General features: G+C 73.5%; 15 protein-coding genes. 2 read left to right on the plus strand and 13 right to left on the minus strand.

Annotation, left to right across the window (positions count from 1 at the left end; genetic code table 11):
* The first annotated feature begins 90 nt into the window (after positions 1-90).
* On the plus strand, positions 91-1,845 hold the full coding sequence (locus AB0F13_RS06690; RefSeq protein ID WP_362076268.1) for a protein kinase: 1,755 nt from the start codon (positions 91-93) through the stop codon (positions 1,843-1,845).
* Positions 1,846-1,924: 79 nt separating this feature from the next.
* On the opposite strand, the gene AB0F13_RS06695 is transcribed toward AB0F13_RS06690, so the two are convergent.
* Positions 1,925-3,211 (minus strand): adenylosuccinate synthase, encoded by a 1,287-nt coding sequence (locus AB0F13_RS06695; protein ID WP_362076271.1) that lies wholly within the window; start codon positions 3,209-3,211, stop codon positions 1,925-1,927.
* Positions 3,212-3,387: 176 nt separating this feature from the next.
* On the opposite strand from AB0F13_RS06695, the gene AB0F13_RS06700 reads away from it, so the two are divergent.
* Positions 3,388-4,323 (plus strand): diacylglycerol kinase, encoded by a 936-nt coding sequence (locus AB0F13_RS06700; RefSeq protein ID WP_362076274.1) that lies wholly within the window; start codon positions 3,388-3,390, stop codon positions 4,321-4,323.
* Positions 4,324-4,492: 169 nt separating this feature from the next.
* Here the strand turns inward: AB0F13_RS06700 and AB0F13_RS06705 are convergent, their stop codons facing one another.
* From AB0F13_RS06705 to AB0F13_RS06760, 12 genes are all read right to left on the minus strand, one after another.
* Positions 4,493-5,119 carry a response regulator transcription factor gene (locus AB0F13_RS06705; protein ID WP_362077160.1) on the minus strand — a complete coding sequence of 209 codons (627 nt, stop codon included), beginning with the start codon at positions 5,117-5,119 and terminating at the stop codon, positions 4,493-4,495.
* 29 nt (positions 5,120-5,148) lie between these two features.
* Entirely contained in the window at positions 5,149-6,405 is a 1,257-nt protein-coding gene (locus AB0F13_RS06710; protein ID WP_362077163.1) for a histidine kinase, read from the minus strand.
* 165 nt (positions 6,406-6,570) lie between these two features.
* Complete coding sequence (locus AB0F13_RS06715) at positions 6,571-7,335, minus strand: alpha/beta hydrolase (protein WP_362076277.1); 765 nt, start codon at positions 7,333-7,335, stop codon at positions 6,571-6,573.
* Positions 7,332-8,570: a kynureninase gene (gene kynU, locus AB0F13_RS06720; protein WP_362076280.1), complete on the minus strand. Its 1,239-nt coding sequence runs from the start codon at positions 8,568-8,570 to the stop codon at positions 7,332-7,334. Before kynU ends, AB0F13_RS06715 begins: the two co-directional genes overlap by 4 nt.
* On the minus strand, positions 8,563-9,387 hold the full coding sequence (locus AB0F13_RS06725) for a tryptophan 2,3-dioxygenase family protein (protein WP_362077166.1): 825 nt from the start codon (positions 9,385-9,387) through the stop codon (positions 8,563-8,565). The genes kynU and AB0F13_RS06725 overlap by 8 nt, the downstream gene beginning before the upstream one ends.
* A gap of 164 nt (positions 9,388-9,551) precedes the next feature.
* A complete protein-coding gene (locus AB0F13_RS06730; protein ID WP_362076283.1) occupies positions 9,552-9,965 on the minus strand; it encodes a DUF3151 domain-containing protein in 414 nt (137 codons plus the stop codon).
* 33 nt (positions 9,966-9,998) lie between these two features.
* Positions 9,999-11,552, minus strand: coding sequence for an MFS transporter (locus AB0F13_RS06735; protein WP_362076286.1), 1,554 nt, complete (start codon positions 11,550-11,552; stop codon positions 9,999-10,001).
* Between the two features lie 110 nt (positions 11,553-11,662).
* Positions 11,663-12,685 (minus strand): class II fructose-bisphosphate aldolase, encoded by a 1,023-nt coding sequence (gene fbaA, locus AB0F13_RS06740; protein ID WP_362076289.1) that lies wholly within the window; start codon positions 12,683-12,685, stop codon positions 11,663-11,665.
* Between the two features lie 193 nt (positions 12,686-12,878).
* Positions 12,879-13,424: an orotate phosphoribosyltransferase gene (gene pyrE / locus AB0F13_RS06745; protein WP_362076291.1), complete on the minus strand. Its 546-nt coding sequence runs from the start codon at positions 13,422-13,424 to the stop codon at positions 12,879-12,881.
* Positions 13,425-13,428: 4 nt separating this feature from the next.
* Positions 13,429-14,220 (minus strand): aldose 1-epimerase, encoded by a 792-nt coding sequence (locus AB0F13_RS06750; RefSeq protein WP_362076294.1) that lies wholly within the window; start codon positions 14,218-14,220, stop codon positions 13,429-13,431.
* A 334-nt stretch (positions 14,221-14,554) separates the two neighbouring features.
* On the minus strand, positions 14,555-15,316 hold the full coding sequence (locus AB0F13_RS06755; RefSeq protein ID WP_362076297.1) for an SRPBCC domain-containing protein: 762 nt from the start codon (positions 15,314-15,316) through the stop codon (positions 14,555-14,557).
* A gap of 78 nt (positions 15,317-15,394) precedes the next feature.
* Positions 15,395-16,045, minus strand: a complete 651-nt coding sequence (locus AB0F13_RS06760; RefSeq protein WP_362076300.1) for an NAD(P)H-binding protein — start codon at positions 16,043-16,045, stop codon at positions 15,395-15,397.
* Positions 16,046-16,062 lie beyond the last annotated feature (17 nt).

The following is a 16,062-nucleotide window of genomic DNA, read 5'->3' on the forward strand; positions in this document are numbered from 1 at the left end:
GCCGGGGACCGCACTTGTGCCGTGCGGATACCCGGCCCTTTGCCGTGCCGCTATTCTCCGCGGAGAAACATGGGGGAAGGAGTGCCCGGCATGGAAGATCTGTCGCCGGAGGACCCACGCACACTCGGTGCCTACCGGTTGCTCGGCAGGCTCGGCGCGGGAGGCATGGGCCGGGTCTATCTCGCCCGCTCCGACAGGGGCCGGACGGTCGCCGTCAAACTGGTCCAGCCGGAACTGGCGGGCCAGGAGGAGTTCCGGCGCCGCTTCCGGCAGGAGGTGCGGGCCGCGCGGCAGGTCGGCGGTCAGTGGACCGCGCCCGTCCTCGACGCGGACACCGACGCCGCCGTCCCCTGGGTCGCCACGGGCTACATCGCCGGGCCGTCGCTGCGCCAGGTCGTCGGCCGGGACTTCGGGCCGCTGCCCGAGCGGTCCGTACGCATCCTGGGGGCGGGCCTCGCGCGCGCCCTGCAGGCCATCCACGCCGCCGGGATCGTCCACCGCGACCTCAAGCCGTCGAACGTGCTGATCACCCTCGACGGCCCGCGCGTCATCGACTTCGGCATCGCGCGCGCCCTGGAGACCGTCACCGACGGGGGTCTGACCCGTACCGGAGCGGCCGTCGGCTCGCCCGGCTTCATGTCGCCCGAGCAGGTGCGCGGCGACCAGGTCACGCCCGCGAGCGACGTCTTCTGCCTCGGCTCGGTGCTCGCCTACGCGGCCAGCGGCCGAATGCCGTTCGGCGCCGCCGACAGCGGCATCCACGCCCTGATGTACCGCATCGCCCAGGAGGAGCCGGACCTCACCGGGGTACCGGCCACGCTGCAACCGCTGATCTCCGCGTTCCTCGCCAAGGACCCCGCCGAGCGGCCCACGCCCGAGGAGGTCGTGGAGCGCACAGGCGTCAGCGACCTGCTGACGGACCTGCGGTCCGCCGAGCCGTGGCTGCCGGGCGGCCTCGTCGCCCAGCTCGGCCGGCACGCCGTGGAACTGCTGAACGTCGAGAACCCAGCAAATCCAGCGAACCCCGCACATCCCACACATCCCGCGGGGCCGATACCCTCGGCATCCCCCGCCTGGCAGCCCACGCGCGTCGACCCGCCGCAGGACGCCCGGCCCGCGGACCCGCCCACGCTGACCACGCCCGCCGCCCAGCCCCTGCCCCCGCTCGCCCCCGGGCCGGCTGCGGGCTACGCCTATCCGCCCCCGGGCCCGTACCACCACCCCGCCGTGCAGGTCGGGGCCACGGCGCCGGTGCATCGCTCGAAGACGCCCTACATCGTGGCCGCGATCGTGACCGCCGGGCTGCTCGCGGGCGGCGGAACGGTCTTCCTGCTCAACCGGGACAGCGACAACAGCGCGCGCAGCGGCCCGGGCCCGGCGCCCTCGGCCCCGGCCTCCTCCCAGAGCCCGACGTCGTCCCCCGCGCCCGCGCCTCCCGCGCCCGGGCCGACGGCCGTCGGCGGCAGCCCCACACCCGCTCCCGACGCCGGGCCGCAGGCGTTCCTCGGCACCTGGCAGTCCAGCTTCGGCAGTGGCTCGCGCACCAACTACCGGACCATCACCATCTCCGGGGGCCCGGTCGCCGCCGTCACGATCGAGGGAAGCGGGGTCCTCGACGACGGCACCTCCTACACCTGCCGGTGGCGCACCACCGCGACGGGCGGCGGCAGCGACGGCTCGCCGCTGCGCCTCGGCCCGTCCAGCGTGACCCAGGCCAACCCCACGGCGGCCTGTCAGCCCGGTTCCGCCTCCGACCTGGTCCTGCTCCCGGACGGCAGGATGCGGCGGGACTTCGTCGACTCCGGCACGAAGGACGCGTCGCTGGTCTACCGCAGGACCGGCTGAGAGGGCCCCGGGAGAGCCGGATACGACGGCGCCCCGGTGGCTGTGAGCCACCGGGGCGCCGTACGGGCGTGCGTACCGCTTACGACAGGAACGAGTTGATCTCGATCGTCTCGGTCCGGCCCGGGCCGACACCGATCGCGGAGATCGGCGCGCCCGACATCTCCTCCAGTGCCTTCACGTACGCCTGGGCGTTCTTCGGCAGCTCGGCGAAGGTCTTGGCCTTGGAGATGTCCTCGGTCCAGCCCGGCAGCATCTCGTAAATCGGCTTCGCGTGGTGGAAGTCGCTCTGGCTGTAGGGCAGCTCCTCGACGCGCTTGCCGTCGATCTCGTACGCCACGCAGACCGGGATCTGCTCCCAGCCGGTCAGCACGTCCAGCTTCGTGAGGAAGAAGTCCGTCAGGCCGTTGACGCGGGTCGCGTAGCGGGCGATGACCGCGTCGAACCAGCCGCAGCGGCGGTCACGGCCGGTGGTGACACCGCGCTCGTGGCCGATGGTGCGCAGCGCCTCGCCGTCCTCGTCGAACAGCTCGGTCGGGAACGGACCGGCGCCGACACGCGTGGTGTACGCCTTGAGGATGCCGATCACGCGGTTGATCTTCGTCGGGCCCACGCCGGCGCCGGTGCAGGCGCCGCCGGCGGTCGGGTTCGAGGAGGTGACGAAGGGGTACGTGCCGTGGTCGACGTCCAGCAGGGTGCCCTGGCCGCCCTCGAAGAGGACGACCTTGCCCTCGTCGATGGCGTTGTTCAGGATCAGCGTGGTGTCGGCGACGAAGGGCTTGATCTGCTCGGCGTAGGTGAGCAGCTCCTCGACGATCGCGGCGGGCGAGATGGCCCGGCGGTTGTACAGCTTCGCCAGGATCTGGTTCTTGAAGTCGAGGGCAGCCTCGACCTTCTGCGTCAGGATCGACTCGTCGTAGAGGTCCTGGACGCGGATGCCGACGCGGTTGATCTTGTCCGCGTAGGTCGGGCCGATGCCGCGGCCCGTGGTGCCGATCTTCCGCGAGCCGAGGAAGCGTTCCGTCACCTTGTCGACCGTCGTGTGGTACGGCGTGATCAGGTGTGCGTTACCGCTGAGCAGCAGCTTCGACGTGTCGACGCCGCGCTCGTTGAGCCCGCTCAGCTCGGAGAGCAGGACCGCCGGGTCGACGACGACACCGTTGCCGATGACCGGAGTGCACTCCGGCGAGAGGATTCCGGAAGGGAGGAGATGCAGCGCATATTTCTGGTCACCTACGACGACCGTGTGGCCGGCGTTGTTGCCACCTTGGTAGCGCACCACATAGTCCACGGATCCACCGAGGAGGTCGGTGGCCTTTCCCTTGCCCTCGTCACCCCACTGAGCACCGAGCAGCACAAGTGCGGGCACAGGCGTACACCCCTTCCGGGCGGGGCATGTCCAACGTGCACAGGTGGCGGGAGCCCCCATGTTTTGGGCGCTCACCACCGCTAGAGCCGTCGAACCGGTGCCCCGGATAGACGAAGCCCCTGGCGCAACAGCGACAGGGGCTCTTGCACCGAGAGATTACCTGAGGAAGGACGAAGGTGTCGGCTGCAGACCCGACCGGAGCGCAGCTGCTCGTCGTCATCGACCCGGTCGCACGCCGTGTGGACGGCGAGTCCACGCGGATCGCCAGGGATGTGCTGTGTGCCGGAGCGGTGGCGAAAATCTGCCTCCCGACCGGTCCGGAGGAAGTGGCGCGGGCGGTCGCCAGGCGCGGCCGGCGCCGGACCGTCGTGATCGGCGACGACCGGGCGCTGTTGCGCGTCGTGGGCCTGCTGCACCGGCGCCGCGAGCTGGGCGACTCGCCCCTGGCGTGGGTGCCGGTCGGCGCGCTGCCAGCGGTGTCGGTGGCCCGGGTGCTCGGCGTCCCGCTGGGGGCCGTGGCGGCCGCACGGGCCGTGCTGGACGGCGTGGAGCGCCGGCTGGGCCTGCTGGCCGACGACGGCGACGGCGTCGTCCTGGGCGGCCTGTGGGTGCCCGCGGGGGCCACGCACCGCGCCGCGCACCGGCCGCTGGGCGGCAGGCCGGAGCCGGGGGCGCACGAGATCGTGAACGCGCCCCCGGGCGAGCCCAGAGCGGTGCCCTCCGGGGGCGACGGCCACCAGGCGTGGTGGTCCCCGGCCGCGCGTACGGCGCGCACGGCCCTGACGCTGCTGTCCGGGCCCACCGCGCGGCACCCGGTGCCCTCGTGTACACGGCTGCGGGTGGAGGCGGACGGGGTGCTGCTGGCCGACCTCGACCGGCCGGTCGGACGTGTGGCGGTGGCGGCCGTGGACGGCCTCGCCGAGGTCGTCGTCCACGCGCGCCCCGCGGACGAGCCGGTACGGACCAGGGCGCAGGCGGTCACGGTCTCCGGCCCGGACTTCCGCTACCGCGCCGACAACCGCATCCGCGGGCCGGTGCGCACCCGCACCTGGACGGCCGTGCCCGAGGCGTGGCGGCTGACCCTGCCGCGCGCCCGGCAGGGCGGGGCGTAGAGCGCGTCCGCAGTCCCGCCCTGCCGCGGCGCCCGGCACGCGGACTCGCCGCGTTGCGTTGCCGGGACCGCACGGGTACGCCCTGGTACGCCCTGGTACGCCCGGAACAAGGGTGACCCTCCGACCCTCCGCCTTGCGATCGCACGCACCGGAATGCTCCAGCCGTGCCCTAGCCGCCCGGGGTGACCAGCCCGGCTTCGTAGGCGAAGACCGCGGCCTGGGTGCGGTCGCGCAGGCCCAGCTTCACCAGGATGCGGCTCACGTGCGTCTTGACGGTCGACTCGGCTACGACGAGCAGGCCCGCGATCTCGGAGTTCGAGCGGCCCTGTGCGACCAGGACCAGCACCTCGGTCTCCCGCTCGGTGAGGTCACCGACGCGCTCCTGGGTGGGGGCCTTGGGCGCGCCCAGCCGGGAGAACTCCTGGATGAGGCGCTTGGTGACCGTCGGCGCGAGCAGCGCCTCCCCGGCGGCCACGACGCGCACGCCGTCGGCGAGCTGGCGGGCGGAGGCGTCCTTGAGCAGGAAGCCGCTGGCCCCGGCCCGCAGCGCCTGGTAGACGTATTCGTCCAGGTCGAAGGTGGTCAGCACCAGCACCTTGGCGGCCGCGTCGGCGGCGACGATCTCGCGGGTCGCCTCCAGGCCGTTCAGCTCGGGCATGCGGATGTCCATCAGCACCACGTCGGGACACAGCTCCGCGACCTTCCCGACGGCCTGGCGGCCGTCCACCGCCTCGCCGACGACCTCGATGTCGGGCTGGGCGTTGAGGAGGACGGAGAAGCCCTCGCGGACCATCATCTGGTCGTCCACGATGAGAACCCTGATGCTCACGCGGCCTCCTCGCCCGTCGCGACGGGGATGAACGCGGCGACCTCGTAGCCGCCCTCGGCCGTGGCCTGGGCCGTCATCTCGCCGCCGAGCATGGCGACGCGCTCGCGCATGCCGAGCACGCCGTGGCCGGCGCCCGGGGAGGGCTTGGCCAGCCGGCCGGGCCGGCCGTTGACGATGCGCAGGCCCAGCCCGCCGAGCACGTAACTGATCTCCACGCGGGCCGTGGAGCCCGGCGCGTGCCGCAGCGCGTTGCTGAGGGCCTCCTGCACGATGCGGTACGCGGACAGCTCCACGCCCTGCGGCAGCGGGCGGGCCGCGCCGGTGGTGACGTGCTCGACGTCGAGACCGGCTCTGCGGACATTCGCCAGCAGCCCGTCGAGGTCGGCCAGCGTCGGCTGCGGCGCCTCGGGGCCGGCGAACGCGTCGGGGTTCTCCGACCGTACGACGCCCAGCACCCGGCGCAGCTCGGTCAGGGCGGCCACGGCGTTCTCCCGGATCGTGGCGAAGGCGGCGGCCAGCTCGGGCGGGGTGTCCTGGACGCGGTAGGGCGCGGCCTCGGCCTGGATGGCGACCACGGACATGTGGTGGGCGACCACGTCGTGCAGCTCGCGGGCGATCGTGGTGCGCTCCTCCAGGACCGTGCGGCGGGAGCGCTCGACCTCGGTGACGGCCGCCTGCACGGCGACCTGGCGCCTGGAGTCCCGCAGGCCGCGGAAGGCGGCGACCGCGAAGAGGATCATGCCGGAGAGGACGGTCATCTCGAACATGCCGTTGTTGTAGCCGTAGCCGTGCAGCGAGCTGAGGAACGCCCCGAACGCGGCCGTGATCAGCCACATCTCGACGGCCACACGCGGGCGGGTGCGCACCGTCACGATCACCATCACCGCGAGGTGCGACACGAAGCCGCTCGGGCTCCAGAGCCCGCCGCCGAGGACGACGCCGCCGACGAAGGCCGCCGCGAGCGAGAGCCACCACGCGCCGACGGGCCGGAACAGCGTGATCACCAGCGGCACGCCCGCGAACAGCGCGAGCAGCACGCCTTCCGTGTCCGGCCGGTACGACAGCGCCCCGAGCATGACCACGGCCGTGAACCCCGCCACGACGGCATGTGGGAACCAGCGCGCGTACCGCGCGAGGCCGCCCGGCATCCTGCGCACCAGCCCGTGGCCGCTGTCGAGCGGCGGCAGGGGCCGGAAGGCGAAGGCGTCGGTGAACAGGTCCTGGCGTACGCCCTCGAGGGCGCTCTCCACCATGCGCATCTCGCTGCGCGGGCCGTTCGTCTCATGGGTGTCGTTCACGTCATCAACGGTAGGCAACGGCAACGCTCACGGCGTCCCCACGTGTGGGGATCTGTGGGGGTCCGTCTCAAGGACTACGCGGGGGGCAGGGCCGGGGGGGCTTGCCCCTGCCCCGCCCTTTCACCGTTTCTTGTCCTCAATCGCCGGACGGGCTGGAGATTCCAGCCCGTCCGGCGATTGAGAAAGCACCGCGGCCGTCAGCCGGGCGCATGCCGGGGTGCCCGGGGTGACGGGGGCGAAGTGGTCCGCCCCCTCCAGGACCGCGAACGCCACCGCCGCCCCCACCGCCCGCGCCGCCCCCGCATAGGCGCTGGACAGCGCCACCGGCACGTCCTCGTCGTCGCTCCCGTGCAGCAGCGTGACCGGCACCCGCGGCGGCAGCAGCCGCATGGGGTCGGCGTGCGCCTCCTCGGCCGGAGCCACCAGCTCCCTCACCGCCCCCGCGCTCAGCCCCAGCGCCCGCGCCCGGCCCAGGTCCGCCACCGGGGCCACCGCCACGACGTGGTCGAGCGCGACGCCGGCGGTCATCGGCGAGGACGCCGCCCACAGCGCCAGGTGGCCGCCCGCCGAGTGCCCCACCAGCACGTGCCGCCGCGCCGCGCCGGTGCGGCCGGCGTCCAGGGCCCGTACGACGTCGTCGAAGGTATGCGGCCAGCCGCCGCCCCCGCCGACCCGGCGGTACTCGGCCAGCGCGACCTCCACCCCCTCCCCCGCCAGGGCCGCCGCCAGCGGCGCGAGGTGGCGGCGGTCGTACGCCTCGCGCCAGAAGCCGCCGTGCAGCAGCGTCACCCGGGTGTCCGCGTCCACCGTGCCGCGCGCGGGCCGGTAGAGGTCGACGACCTGGCTGGGGTGAGGCCCGTACGCCACGGTCCGCGCCTCCGTCACCGGCCGAGCACCTCCGCCAGCACGCGTGCCGCGTGCTCGGCGTCCGCGAAGCGCGTGTAGAGCGGGGTGAAACCGAAGCGCAGGACGTCGGGGCGGCGGAAGTCGCCGACGACGCCCCGACGGGCGAGCTCCGCCATGACGGCCGCCGCGCCGGACGCGCACCGCAGGGAGACCTGGCTGCCCCGCTCGGCGTGCGCGGCCGGTGTCAGGGGCCCGGCCTTTCCCGCCGGGACGTACGCGTCGACGCAGCGCAGGAAGAAGTCGGTCAGGGCGAGGCTCTTGGCCCGTACGGCGGTGAGGTCGACGCCGTCCCAGACGTCGAGCGCCGCGTCGAGGGCGAGGAGGGAGAGGATGTCCGGCGTGCCGACCCGGCCGCGCGGCGAGCCGTCGGCGGGGGTGTAGCCGGGGGACATGCCGAAGGGGTCGGCGTGGGAGTTCCAGCCGGGCAGCGGGGTGTCGAAGCGGGGCTGCAGGTCGCGGCGGACGTAGAGGTAGGCGGGCGAACCGGGGCCGCCGTTGAGGTACTTGTACGTGCAGCCGACCGCGAGGTCGACGCCGTGCGCGTCCAGCCCGACGGGCAGCGCGCCCGCGCTGTGGCACAGGTCCCACACGACACGCGCCCCGGTGGCGTGCACGGCGGCCGTCGTACCGGGCAGGTCGTGCAGCCGGCCGGTGCGGTAGTCGACGTGGTTGACGAGCGCGACGGCGGTGCGCGGGCCGGCGGCACGGGCGATGTCGCCGGCCTCGACGGCCCGTATCCGGCAGCCGGTCATGCGGGCCGCGGACTCGGCTATGTAACCGTCCGTCGGAAACGTCGCCGCGTCGACGAGGACCTCGTCGCGCCCGCCGCCGTCCTCCTCGGCGAGGCGGATCGCGGCGACAACCGCCTTGAAGACGTTGACGCTTGTCGAGTCGCCCGCGACCACCTGCCCGGGGGCCGCCCCGACGATCCGCCCGATGCGGTCGCCGGTCCGCTCGGGCGCGGTCCACCAGCCGGACTCGGCCCACGACCGAATGCGCAGCTGCCCCCACTCGCGTGCGACGACGTCGGCGAGGCGGCCGGGTACGGCGCGGGGCAGCGCGCCGAGGGAGTTGCCGTCCAGGTAGACGGTGCCCTCCGCACCGGCGGCACCCTCGCTCCCGTCCCCGCCGTCCAGCACGAACTCGGCGCGCTTGGCGCGCAGCACGTCGGCGGCGTCGAGAGCCGCCGCCTCGCCGGCGAGCCCGTCAGACATGGCTGCGAGCCGTCCACAGTTCGGGGAAGACGTTCTTCGTCGCGCGCTTCTCCAGCCACGCGACCCCCGGGGTGCCTCCCGTGCCCGCCTTCGCGCCCATCGCCCTGCGCGTCGCGACGAGGTGGTCGTTGCGCCAGCGCCACACCAGCTCGGCGACCTCGGTGAGGGCCTCGCCCAGCCGGCACTCCTCGGTGTTCTGGTCACCGGCGTAGACGCGCTGCCAGACGTCCTCGACCGCCGGGTCGGCGGCGTACCGCTCGCTGACGTCCCGGTCGAGGACGGCGGCGGGTATCGCGTGGCCGCGCCGGGCCAGGTGGCGCAGGACCTCGTCGTACAGGCTCGGCGAGTGCAGCGCCTTCTCCAGCTCCGCGTGGGTGCGCGGCGCCCCGCGGTAGGGGACCAGCAGGGCCGGGGACTTCTCGCCGAGCAGGAACTCCAGGCGGCGGTACGTCGCCGACTGAAAGCCCGAGGCGTCGCCCAGCGCGGAGCGGAAGGCGTTGAACTGGGCCGGGGTCAGGTGCGCGAGCGGCTTCCAGGAGGCGTTGAGCGACTCGAGCTCGTACGTGGACCGCTTGAGCGCCGCCATGGCGACGGGCAGATCGTCCCGGCGCAGGGCGCGGGCAGCGGTCTCCCACTCGTGGACGATGACCGTGAACCACAGCTCCATCACCTGTGTGGTGACGAGGAAGACCATCTCACCGGGGTCGTCGGAGAGCAGTTCCTGCAGGTGGGAGAGGACATCGGCCCGTACGTACGCCTCGTACGGGGTCGTGCCCGTGAAGTCCGGGCCGGAGCTGGGGAAGGAGGGGGTGGGGATGGCCTGGTCGAGCTGTGGTTCGGATGTCACGCGTCGCCTCCACTGCCGTCGCGCCCGGTCGGGCCGGGGTCCCGCCGGGTTACGCCGCGATCATCCGCGCCGGACGCCGCCACGGCAAGGGCCGTGACGGCGTCGCGGGTACGGGGCGTGGGCCCCCGTCCTCGTCAGCCGAGCGTGTTGGCGGCCGTCGGCGAGCTGTCGCGCAGGAACGTCGAGCAGCGCTCGTACTCCTCCTGCTCACCGATCGACTGGGCCGCGCGGGCCAGGGCGTGCAGCGCGCGCAGGAAGCCGCGGTTCGGCTCGTGCTCGAACGGCACCGGGCCGTGGCCCTTCCAGCCGCTGCGGCGCAGCGCGTCGAGGCCGCGGTGGTAGCCGGTGCGGGCGTACGCGTACGACTCGACGACCCGGCCGGCGTCGAACGCCTCGTCGGCGAGCTGCGCCCAGGCGAGCGAGGAGGAGGGGTACTTGGCGGCGACCTCGGCGGGGGCGGCTCCGGAGGCGAGCAGCTCGCGCGGCTCGGGGTCGTCGGGGAGGTGGGTCGGGGGCGGTCCCCCGAGGAGGTTCTCGTGAATGGACATGGGCCCCAGTCTGCCGCAGCCGCCGGTGGGGGCCTATGCGTCACCGGGATCGAGCGGCGGGGCCGAGATTCCGCAGTGGTACTCGCACTCCGGGTGGCACACCCGCCGCTCCGGCGCCCGGACCGTGGCCCAGGCCAGGAGCGCCCCCACCACCAGTGCGCCCGCGCACATCAGCATCGCCTTGTCGAAGGTGGCCGAGAAGGCGGCGGGGTCGCGGTAGATGTCCGCTTCCATCCCGGCGGCCAGCGGTAGCGCGGCCACCGCGATCAGGCCCGCGGCGCGGGCGGCGGCGTTGTTGATGCCGCTGGCCAGGCCCGCGCGCGAGACGTCGACGGACGCCAGGACCGTCGAGGTGAGCGGCGCGACCAGCACCACCATGCCCAGGCCGAGCACGAGGAGAGCAGGCAGCACGTCCCGCCAGTACACCGCGCCCGCGCCGGCCCGCGTCATCAGCAGCAGTCCCACGGCGCACAGCAGCGGGCCGAGCGTGAGCGGGACGCGCGGGCCGATGCGCTGCGCGATCCGTCCGGAGCGGGCGGACAGCAGCAGCATCAGGACGGTCGTCGGCAGCAGTGCCGTGCCCGCCGCGAGCGCGGACCAGCCGACGACCACCTGCAGCTGGAGCACCGCGAGGAAGAAGAAGCCGCTGAAGGCCGCGTAGACGAAGACCGTGACGATGTTGATCGCCGAGAACTGCCGGACGGAGAAGATGCCCGGCGGCAGCATCGGGTCGGTGCGCCGCCGCTCCACGTACAGGAACGCGACGCCCAGCAGCACGCCGGCGACCGCGGGGACCACCACCCAGGGCGAGCCGCCCTTGCCGGGCGCGGCGATCAGTGCGTAGGTCACCGCGCCGAGCGCGAGGGCGCCCAGGGCCGCGCCGAGGGCGTCGAACCGCCCGTGGGCGGCGGGGTCGGAGGTCTCCGGTACGTGCCGCTGCGCCACCAGGACGCAGAGCACCGCCAGGGGCAGGTTGATCAGGAACACCCAGCGCCAGCCCGGCCCGTCCACCAGCCAGCCGCCGACGAACGGCCCGATCGCCGACGCCACGCCGCCCAGCCCCGACCATGCGCCCACCGCTCCGGCCCGGTCGTCGGGGTGGAACACCGACTGGATCAGGGCGAGCGACCCGGGGGTGAGCAGCGCGCCACCGACGCCCTGCAGCGCCCGCGCCGCGATCAGCACCCCGGCGTCCGGCGCCACCCCGCACAGCAGCGAGGCCAGTGCGAACCACACCACACCGGTGACGAACACCCGCCGCCGCCCGTACCGGTCCCCCAGCGAACCGCCCAGCAGGATCAGCCCGGCGAGGGTGAGCATGTAGGCGTTGACCGTCCACTGCAGGGCGGCGAGGCCGGCGCCGAGGTCCCTGCCGATGTGCGGCAGGGCGACGTTGACGACGGTGCTGTCCAGCATGGCCATGCCCGAGCCGAGCACGGCCGTGAGCAGCACGGCGCGCCCCTTGGCGGTGCCGAGGCGCACCGCGGGCGCGCCGTCGGCGCCAGGCCCGTACCGCGCCGACGTGTCCCGGACCGGTGGCGGCTCGGGGCCGGGCCCGCGACCGGGTTCCGGTGCGGAGTCGCTCATGTGCGGATCATCTCCCGGCGGGACGCGCCCGGCCACGCGAAAGGGCCCGGCCCCCGCTCGGTGAGCGGGGCCGGGCCCTTCGCGACGTCCGTAGGGCTACGGCGAGCCGCTTACTTCAGCTTCGTGCCCGTGGAGCGCAGGTCGGCGCACGCCTTGGTGACGCGCTCGGCCATGCCGGCCTCGGCCAGCTTGCCCCAGGTGCGCGGGTCGTACTTCGACTTGGTGCCGACCTCGCCGTCGACCTTCAGGACACCGTCGTAGTTGCGGAACATGTGGTCCGCGACCGGGCGGGTGAAGGCGTACTGGGTGTCGGTGTCGAGGTTCATCTTCACGACGCCGTTCTCCAGCGCGGTGCGGATCTCCTGCTCGGTGGAGCCGGAGCCGCCGTGGAAGACGAAGTCGAACGGGTCGGCCTTGCCGGCCCGGCCGGCGATGCCGTCCTGGAGCTCACGCAGCAGCTCCGGCTTGAGGACGACGTTGCCCGGCTTGTAGACGCCGTGGACGTTGCCGAAGGAGGCGGCCAGCAGGTAGCGGCCGTGCTCGCCCAGGCCCAGGGCGTCGGCGGTGCGCTCGACGTCCGCGACGGTGGTGTAGAGCTCGTCGTTGATCTCGTGCGAGACGCCGTCCTCCTCACCGCCGGTCGGGGTGATCTCGACCTCAAGGATGATCTTCGCCTTCACGGCCTCGGCGAGGAGCTCCTTCGCGATCGCGAGGTTCTCGTCGAGCTTCTCGGCGGAGCCGTCCCACATGTGGGACTGGAAGAGCGGGTTCTGGCCGGCGGCGACGCGCTCCTGGGAGATCGCGAGCAGCGGACGGACGTAGCCGTCCAGCTTGTCCTTCGGGCAGTGGTCGGTGTGCAGCGCGATGTTCACCGGGTACTTCTTGGCGACGACGTGCGCGAACTCGGCGAGCGCGACGGCACCCGAGACCATGTCCTTGCTGTACTGGCCGCCCAGGAACTCCGCACCACCGGTGGAGATCTGGATGATGCCGTCGCTCTCCGCCTCGGCGAAGCCGCGCAGCGCGGCGTGGAGAGTCTGCGTCGAGGTCACGTTGATGGCCGGGTAGGCGAACTTGCCTGCCTTCGCCCGGTCGAGCATCTCGTTGTAGACCTCGGGGGTTGCGATGGGCATCTGTCCGCTCCTTGTGATGTGCGGGTACGGGCGTTGTGCGGGCCCTGACCTAGGGGGCGACGGTCATCGTCGGACCCATCTTCCCAGACTCCTCGAATTGCTCCACAAGGGCCGCCACGCTCAAATGGCGGAGGGCGCGTGGTTTCACGTGAAACCACGCGCCCTCCGGCGACGCTCTCAAAGAAACAGCAGGTCAGGAAAGGTCCAGGTCTCCGAGGGAGTAGCCGGTCACATAGCGCAGCCCGGCGCCCTCGATCGCGGACTCGGCCCCGCGGTCGACGATCGTCGCCACGGCGACGACCTCCGCGCCCGCCTCGCGCGCCGCCTCGACGGCGGTCAGCGGGGAGCCGCCGGTGGTGGAGGTGTCCTCGACCACGAGCACACGGCGGCCCTTGATGTCCGGGCCCTCGATGCGGCGCTGCATGCCGTGCGTCTTCTGTGCCTTGCGGACGACGAAGGCGTCCAGCTTGCGGCCGCGCGCGGCCGCCGCGTGCAGCATCGAGGTGGCGACGGGGTCGGCGCCCAGGGTGAGGCCGCCCACGGCGTCGAAGTCCAGGTCCGCCGTGGCGTCCAGCATCACCTGGCCGACCAGGGGCGCCGCCTCGGCGTCCAGGGTGATCCGGCGCAGGTCGATGTAGTAGTCGGCCTCCTTGCCGGAGGAGAGGGTCACCTTGCCGTGCACCACGGCCTTGTCCTTGATCTGCTGCAGCAGGGCGTCACGCGCATCGCTCATGGCCATGAGCTTAGGCCAGTGACCGCCAGGTCCACGTCGTGGAGATCTCCAGCGGATCGATCGGTGTGACCAGGCGCGGGTGGGTGTTGAGCCCGTTCGGCGGGCCGGACTGCGGTTCGACGCAGACCGCCCCGCTCTGCTCGTTGTAGACGACGACCCACTCGGCGCGGCTGGTGACCTTCAGCTCCAGCGCGCCGGGCCAGGTGAGGGTCACGTCGACGCCGTCGGGCATCCCGAAGCAGTCGTCCCAGGGGCCGGGGCGGGGGTCGGTACGGCGGCCCGTGGGCAGGTGGTCCTCACCGCGCTCCTCCTGCCAGGCGGGCCGGAAGCCGATCTCCACGTCCTTGCCGGTGCCGAGGTTCCGCAGGAACCAGGGGTGCCAGCCGGCCTGGGCCGGAAAGGAGTCGTCGTAGGTCTCGACGCCCATGGTGAGGGTGAGGGAGGTGTCCGTCAGCTCGACCAGCTGGGTGACGCGGCCGCTGTACGGCCAGGGGTCGGCGAGGTCGTAGGTGAAGGCCGCGGAGGTCTCGTCGGCACGGGACGTGCGCCAGGCCGTGTCGCGGCCGGTGCCGTGGATGGCGTGCGGCGCGGAGTTGATGGGCAGCTGGTGGATGTCGCCGCCGTCGCGGAAACGGCCGAGCTCGGTGCGGCCGCACCACGGGACCATGGGGAAGGCGCCGTAGCGTTCGCCCTGGCGGAGGAGTTCGGTGCCGCCGATCTTCAGGCTGTCCAGGCGGCAGCCGTTGGCGGGGGCCACGGTCACTTCGGCGCTTCCGGCGCCCAGCGTTACGTTTTCGCTCACCCTGCCGACCCTACGGGGACAGAGACTGATGCCGCCGGATGACCGCCGGACTCTCGCCACGGCGGCCGAGCCCGCTGCGGCGGGTGTGCGGCACCGCCGCGTGACGGGGGCAAGCCCCCGGACTCCGGGGGGGGTGCGGCTGGGGCTCCCGTGGCGGGGTCAGCCCCCCCGGGCCCCCGGGCTGGGCTGGGGCTTGCCCCAGGAAACGGCGAAAGGGCGGGACCGGGGCTCTGCTCCCGCCGCGACGGGGGGCAGCCCCACCGGCGAGAGCGGCGGTGCCGGACGTGCCGACGCGGCGTCAGCGCTTGCGGTGCCGGACGTGCTCGACGCGGCGTCAGCGCTTGCGGCGCAGCGCGCGCGTCACCACCACCGCGCCCGCCAGGGCGATCGCCGCCGCGGGGGCGGCCCAGCGGAGAACCGCCGTGCCGGATGTCGCCTCAGGGGCGGGGACGGGGGCGTACCGCCCCCTCGGCGGTGCATGGTCGACCTCCTCCGCGCTGCGGCCGATCATCGTACGGCGGGCGTGCGCGGCCTCGGCCGGCGGCTCGTCGTCGAGGGCGTTCCCGGCGAAGGCACTTGAGTCGTCGGCGTCCTCGTCGGCGTCGTTGGCGTCGGCGACGGCCGCCTCGCCGGGCCCGGCCGGTTCCGCGACCGGGACGGCCGCCTCGTCCTCGCGGAGCTCCTCCGCCAGCGCCGCGCCGAAGCGGTCGAGCAGCCGGCGCGCGGCGGACTCCGCGGTCTTCGCGTCGAACTCGGCGAGCCGGCCGGCGCCGCTGACCGTGCCCAGGCAGCTCAGCCGCGTACCGCCCGGCATCTCCTCGGGCAGCGCGCTCAGTGCGAGCGTCACCGTGCCGGACCCCCGCACCTCCGTGCCCTCGCCGGAGAGCTCGTACGAGCCGTCCCCCTCGGTCAGCCGCAGCGCCCCCCGGTAGGTGATCGTGGAACCGCCGATGCGCAGCCGCAGCCGTCCCGCGAGCGCCGCGCCGGACGAAGCGTCCTGCTGCAGGCCCGGGACACACCGGGCGACGCGGGCGGGGTCGGAGAGAACCCGCCGCACCGCACCGACGGGAAACGGAACGAACACCTCATGCTCCATAGCAAGCGAGCCTACCCACCGGCTCCCTCACCAGGCCCGTCCCGGTCGAATCCGATCGAACTTTCCGTCAGAAGACGGTCAGTCTCCGACAGTGAACCGCTCACCGATGTGCTTCGGCGTCTCGATCTCGTCGATCAGCGCCACCGCGTAGTCCTCGGCCGAGATCCGGCTCGTGCCCTGCGCGTCCGTGACGAGCTCGTCCAGCGCCGTGCGGTACGTACCCGTCCGCTCGCCGGGCGCGATCTGGGCGGCGGGGCTGACGTTGGTCCAGCGGATGTCGGAGACGGTCCGGTAGTAGTCCAGCGCGTCACCGTGGGCGTGCATGATCTGCAGCAGGAACTCCGGCAGCCCCTCGGCGTCCCAGACCTGCTTGCCGTCCGGTGTGCGCAGCGAACCGGCGCCGCCGACGGTGATGAGCCGCGGGGCGGCGTCGCCGAGCCGGCGCAGACCGGTGACCAGGGACTTGGCGGCGGGCTCGATGGTCGCGACGTGGCCGGGGCCGTCGCCGCCGCCGACCGCGCTGACGACGACGTCCTGGCCTTCGGCCACCGCGGCGACCGAGGCCGCGTCGAGGACGTCACCGGTGACGACGGTGAGGCGGGGGTGCCGCTCGGTGAGCTTCGAGGGCTCGCGGACGGCGGCCGTGACCTGGTGGCCCCGGTCCAGCGCCTCGCGCAGGACGCGGCTGCCGATCGTTCCGGTGGCGCCGAAGAGGGCGATCTTCGCCATGGGAGTCTCCTGTTGCG

It is taken from the genome of Streptomyces sp. NPDC026206 (assembly GCF_040638465.1).
In the GTDB taxonomy this organism is placed as follows: Bacteria; Actinomycetota; Actinomycetes; order Streptomycetales; family Streptomycetaceae; genus Streptomyces.

Bases quoted from the DNA above. Each gene is read 5' to 3' on its own strand.
- AB0F13_RS06690 (WP_362076268.1), top strand. From the start codon at position 91: ATGGAAGATCTGTCGCCGGAGGACCCACGCACACTCGGTGCCTACCGG.
- AB0F13_RS06705 (WP_362077160.1), bottom strand. From the start codon at position 5,119: ATGATGGTCCGCGAGGGCTTCTCCGTCCTCCTCAACGCCCAGCCCGAC.
- AB0F13_RS06755 (WP_362076297.1), bottom strand. From the start codon at position 15,316: ATGGAGCATGAGGTGTTCGTTCCGTTTCCCGTCGGTGCGGTGCGGCGG.
- kynU (WP_362076280.1), bottom strand. From the start codon at position 8,570: ATGTCTGACGGGCTCGCCGGCGAGGCGGCGGCTCTCGACGCCGCCGAC.
- fbaA (WP_362076289.1), bottom strand. From the start codon at position 12,685: ATGCCCATCGCAACCCCCGAGGTCTACAACGAGATGCTCGACCGGGCG.
- AB0F13_RS06730 (WP_362076283.1), bottom strand. From the start codon at position 9,965: ATGTCCATTCACGAGAACCTCCTCGGGGGACCGCCCCCGACCCACCTC.
- AB0F13_RS06735 (WP_362076286.1), bottom strand. From the start codon at position 11,552: ATGAGCGACTCCGCACCGGAACCCGGTCGCGGGCCCGGCCCCGAGCCG.
- pyrE (WP_362076291.1), bottom strand. From the start codon at position 13,424: ATGGCCATGAGCGATGCGCGTGACGCCCTGCTGCAGCAGATCAAGGAC.
- AB0F13_RS06760 (WP_362076300.1), bottom strand. From the start codon at position 16,045: ATGGCGAAGATCGCCCTCTTCGGCGCCACCGGAACGATCGGCAGCCGC.
- AB0F13_RS06710 (WP_362077163.1), bottom strand. From the start codon at position 6,405: ATGGTGGAGAGCGCCCTCGAGGGCGTACGCCAGGACCTGTTCACCGAC.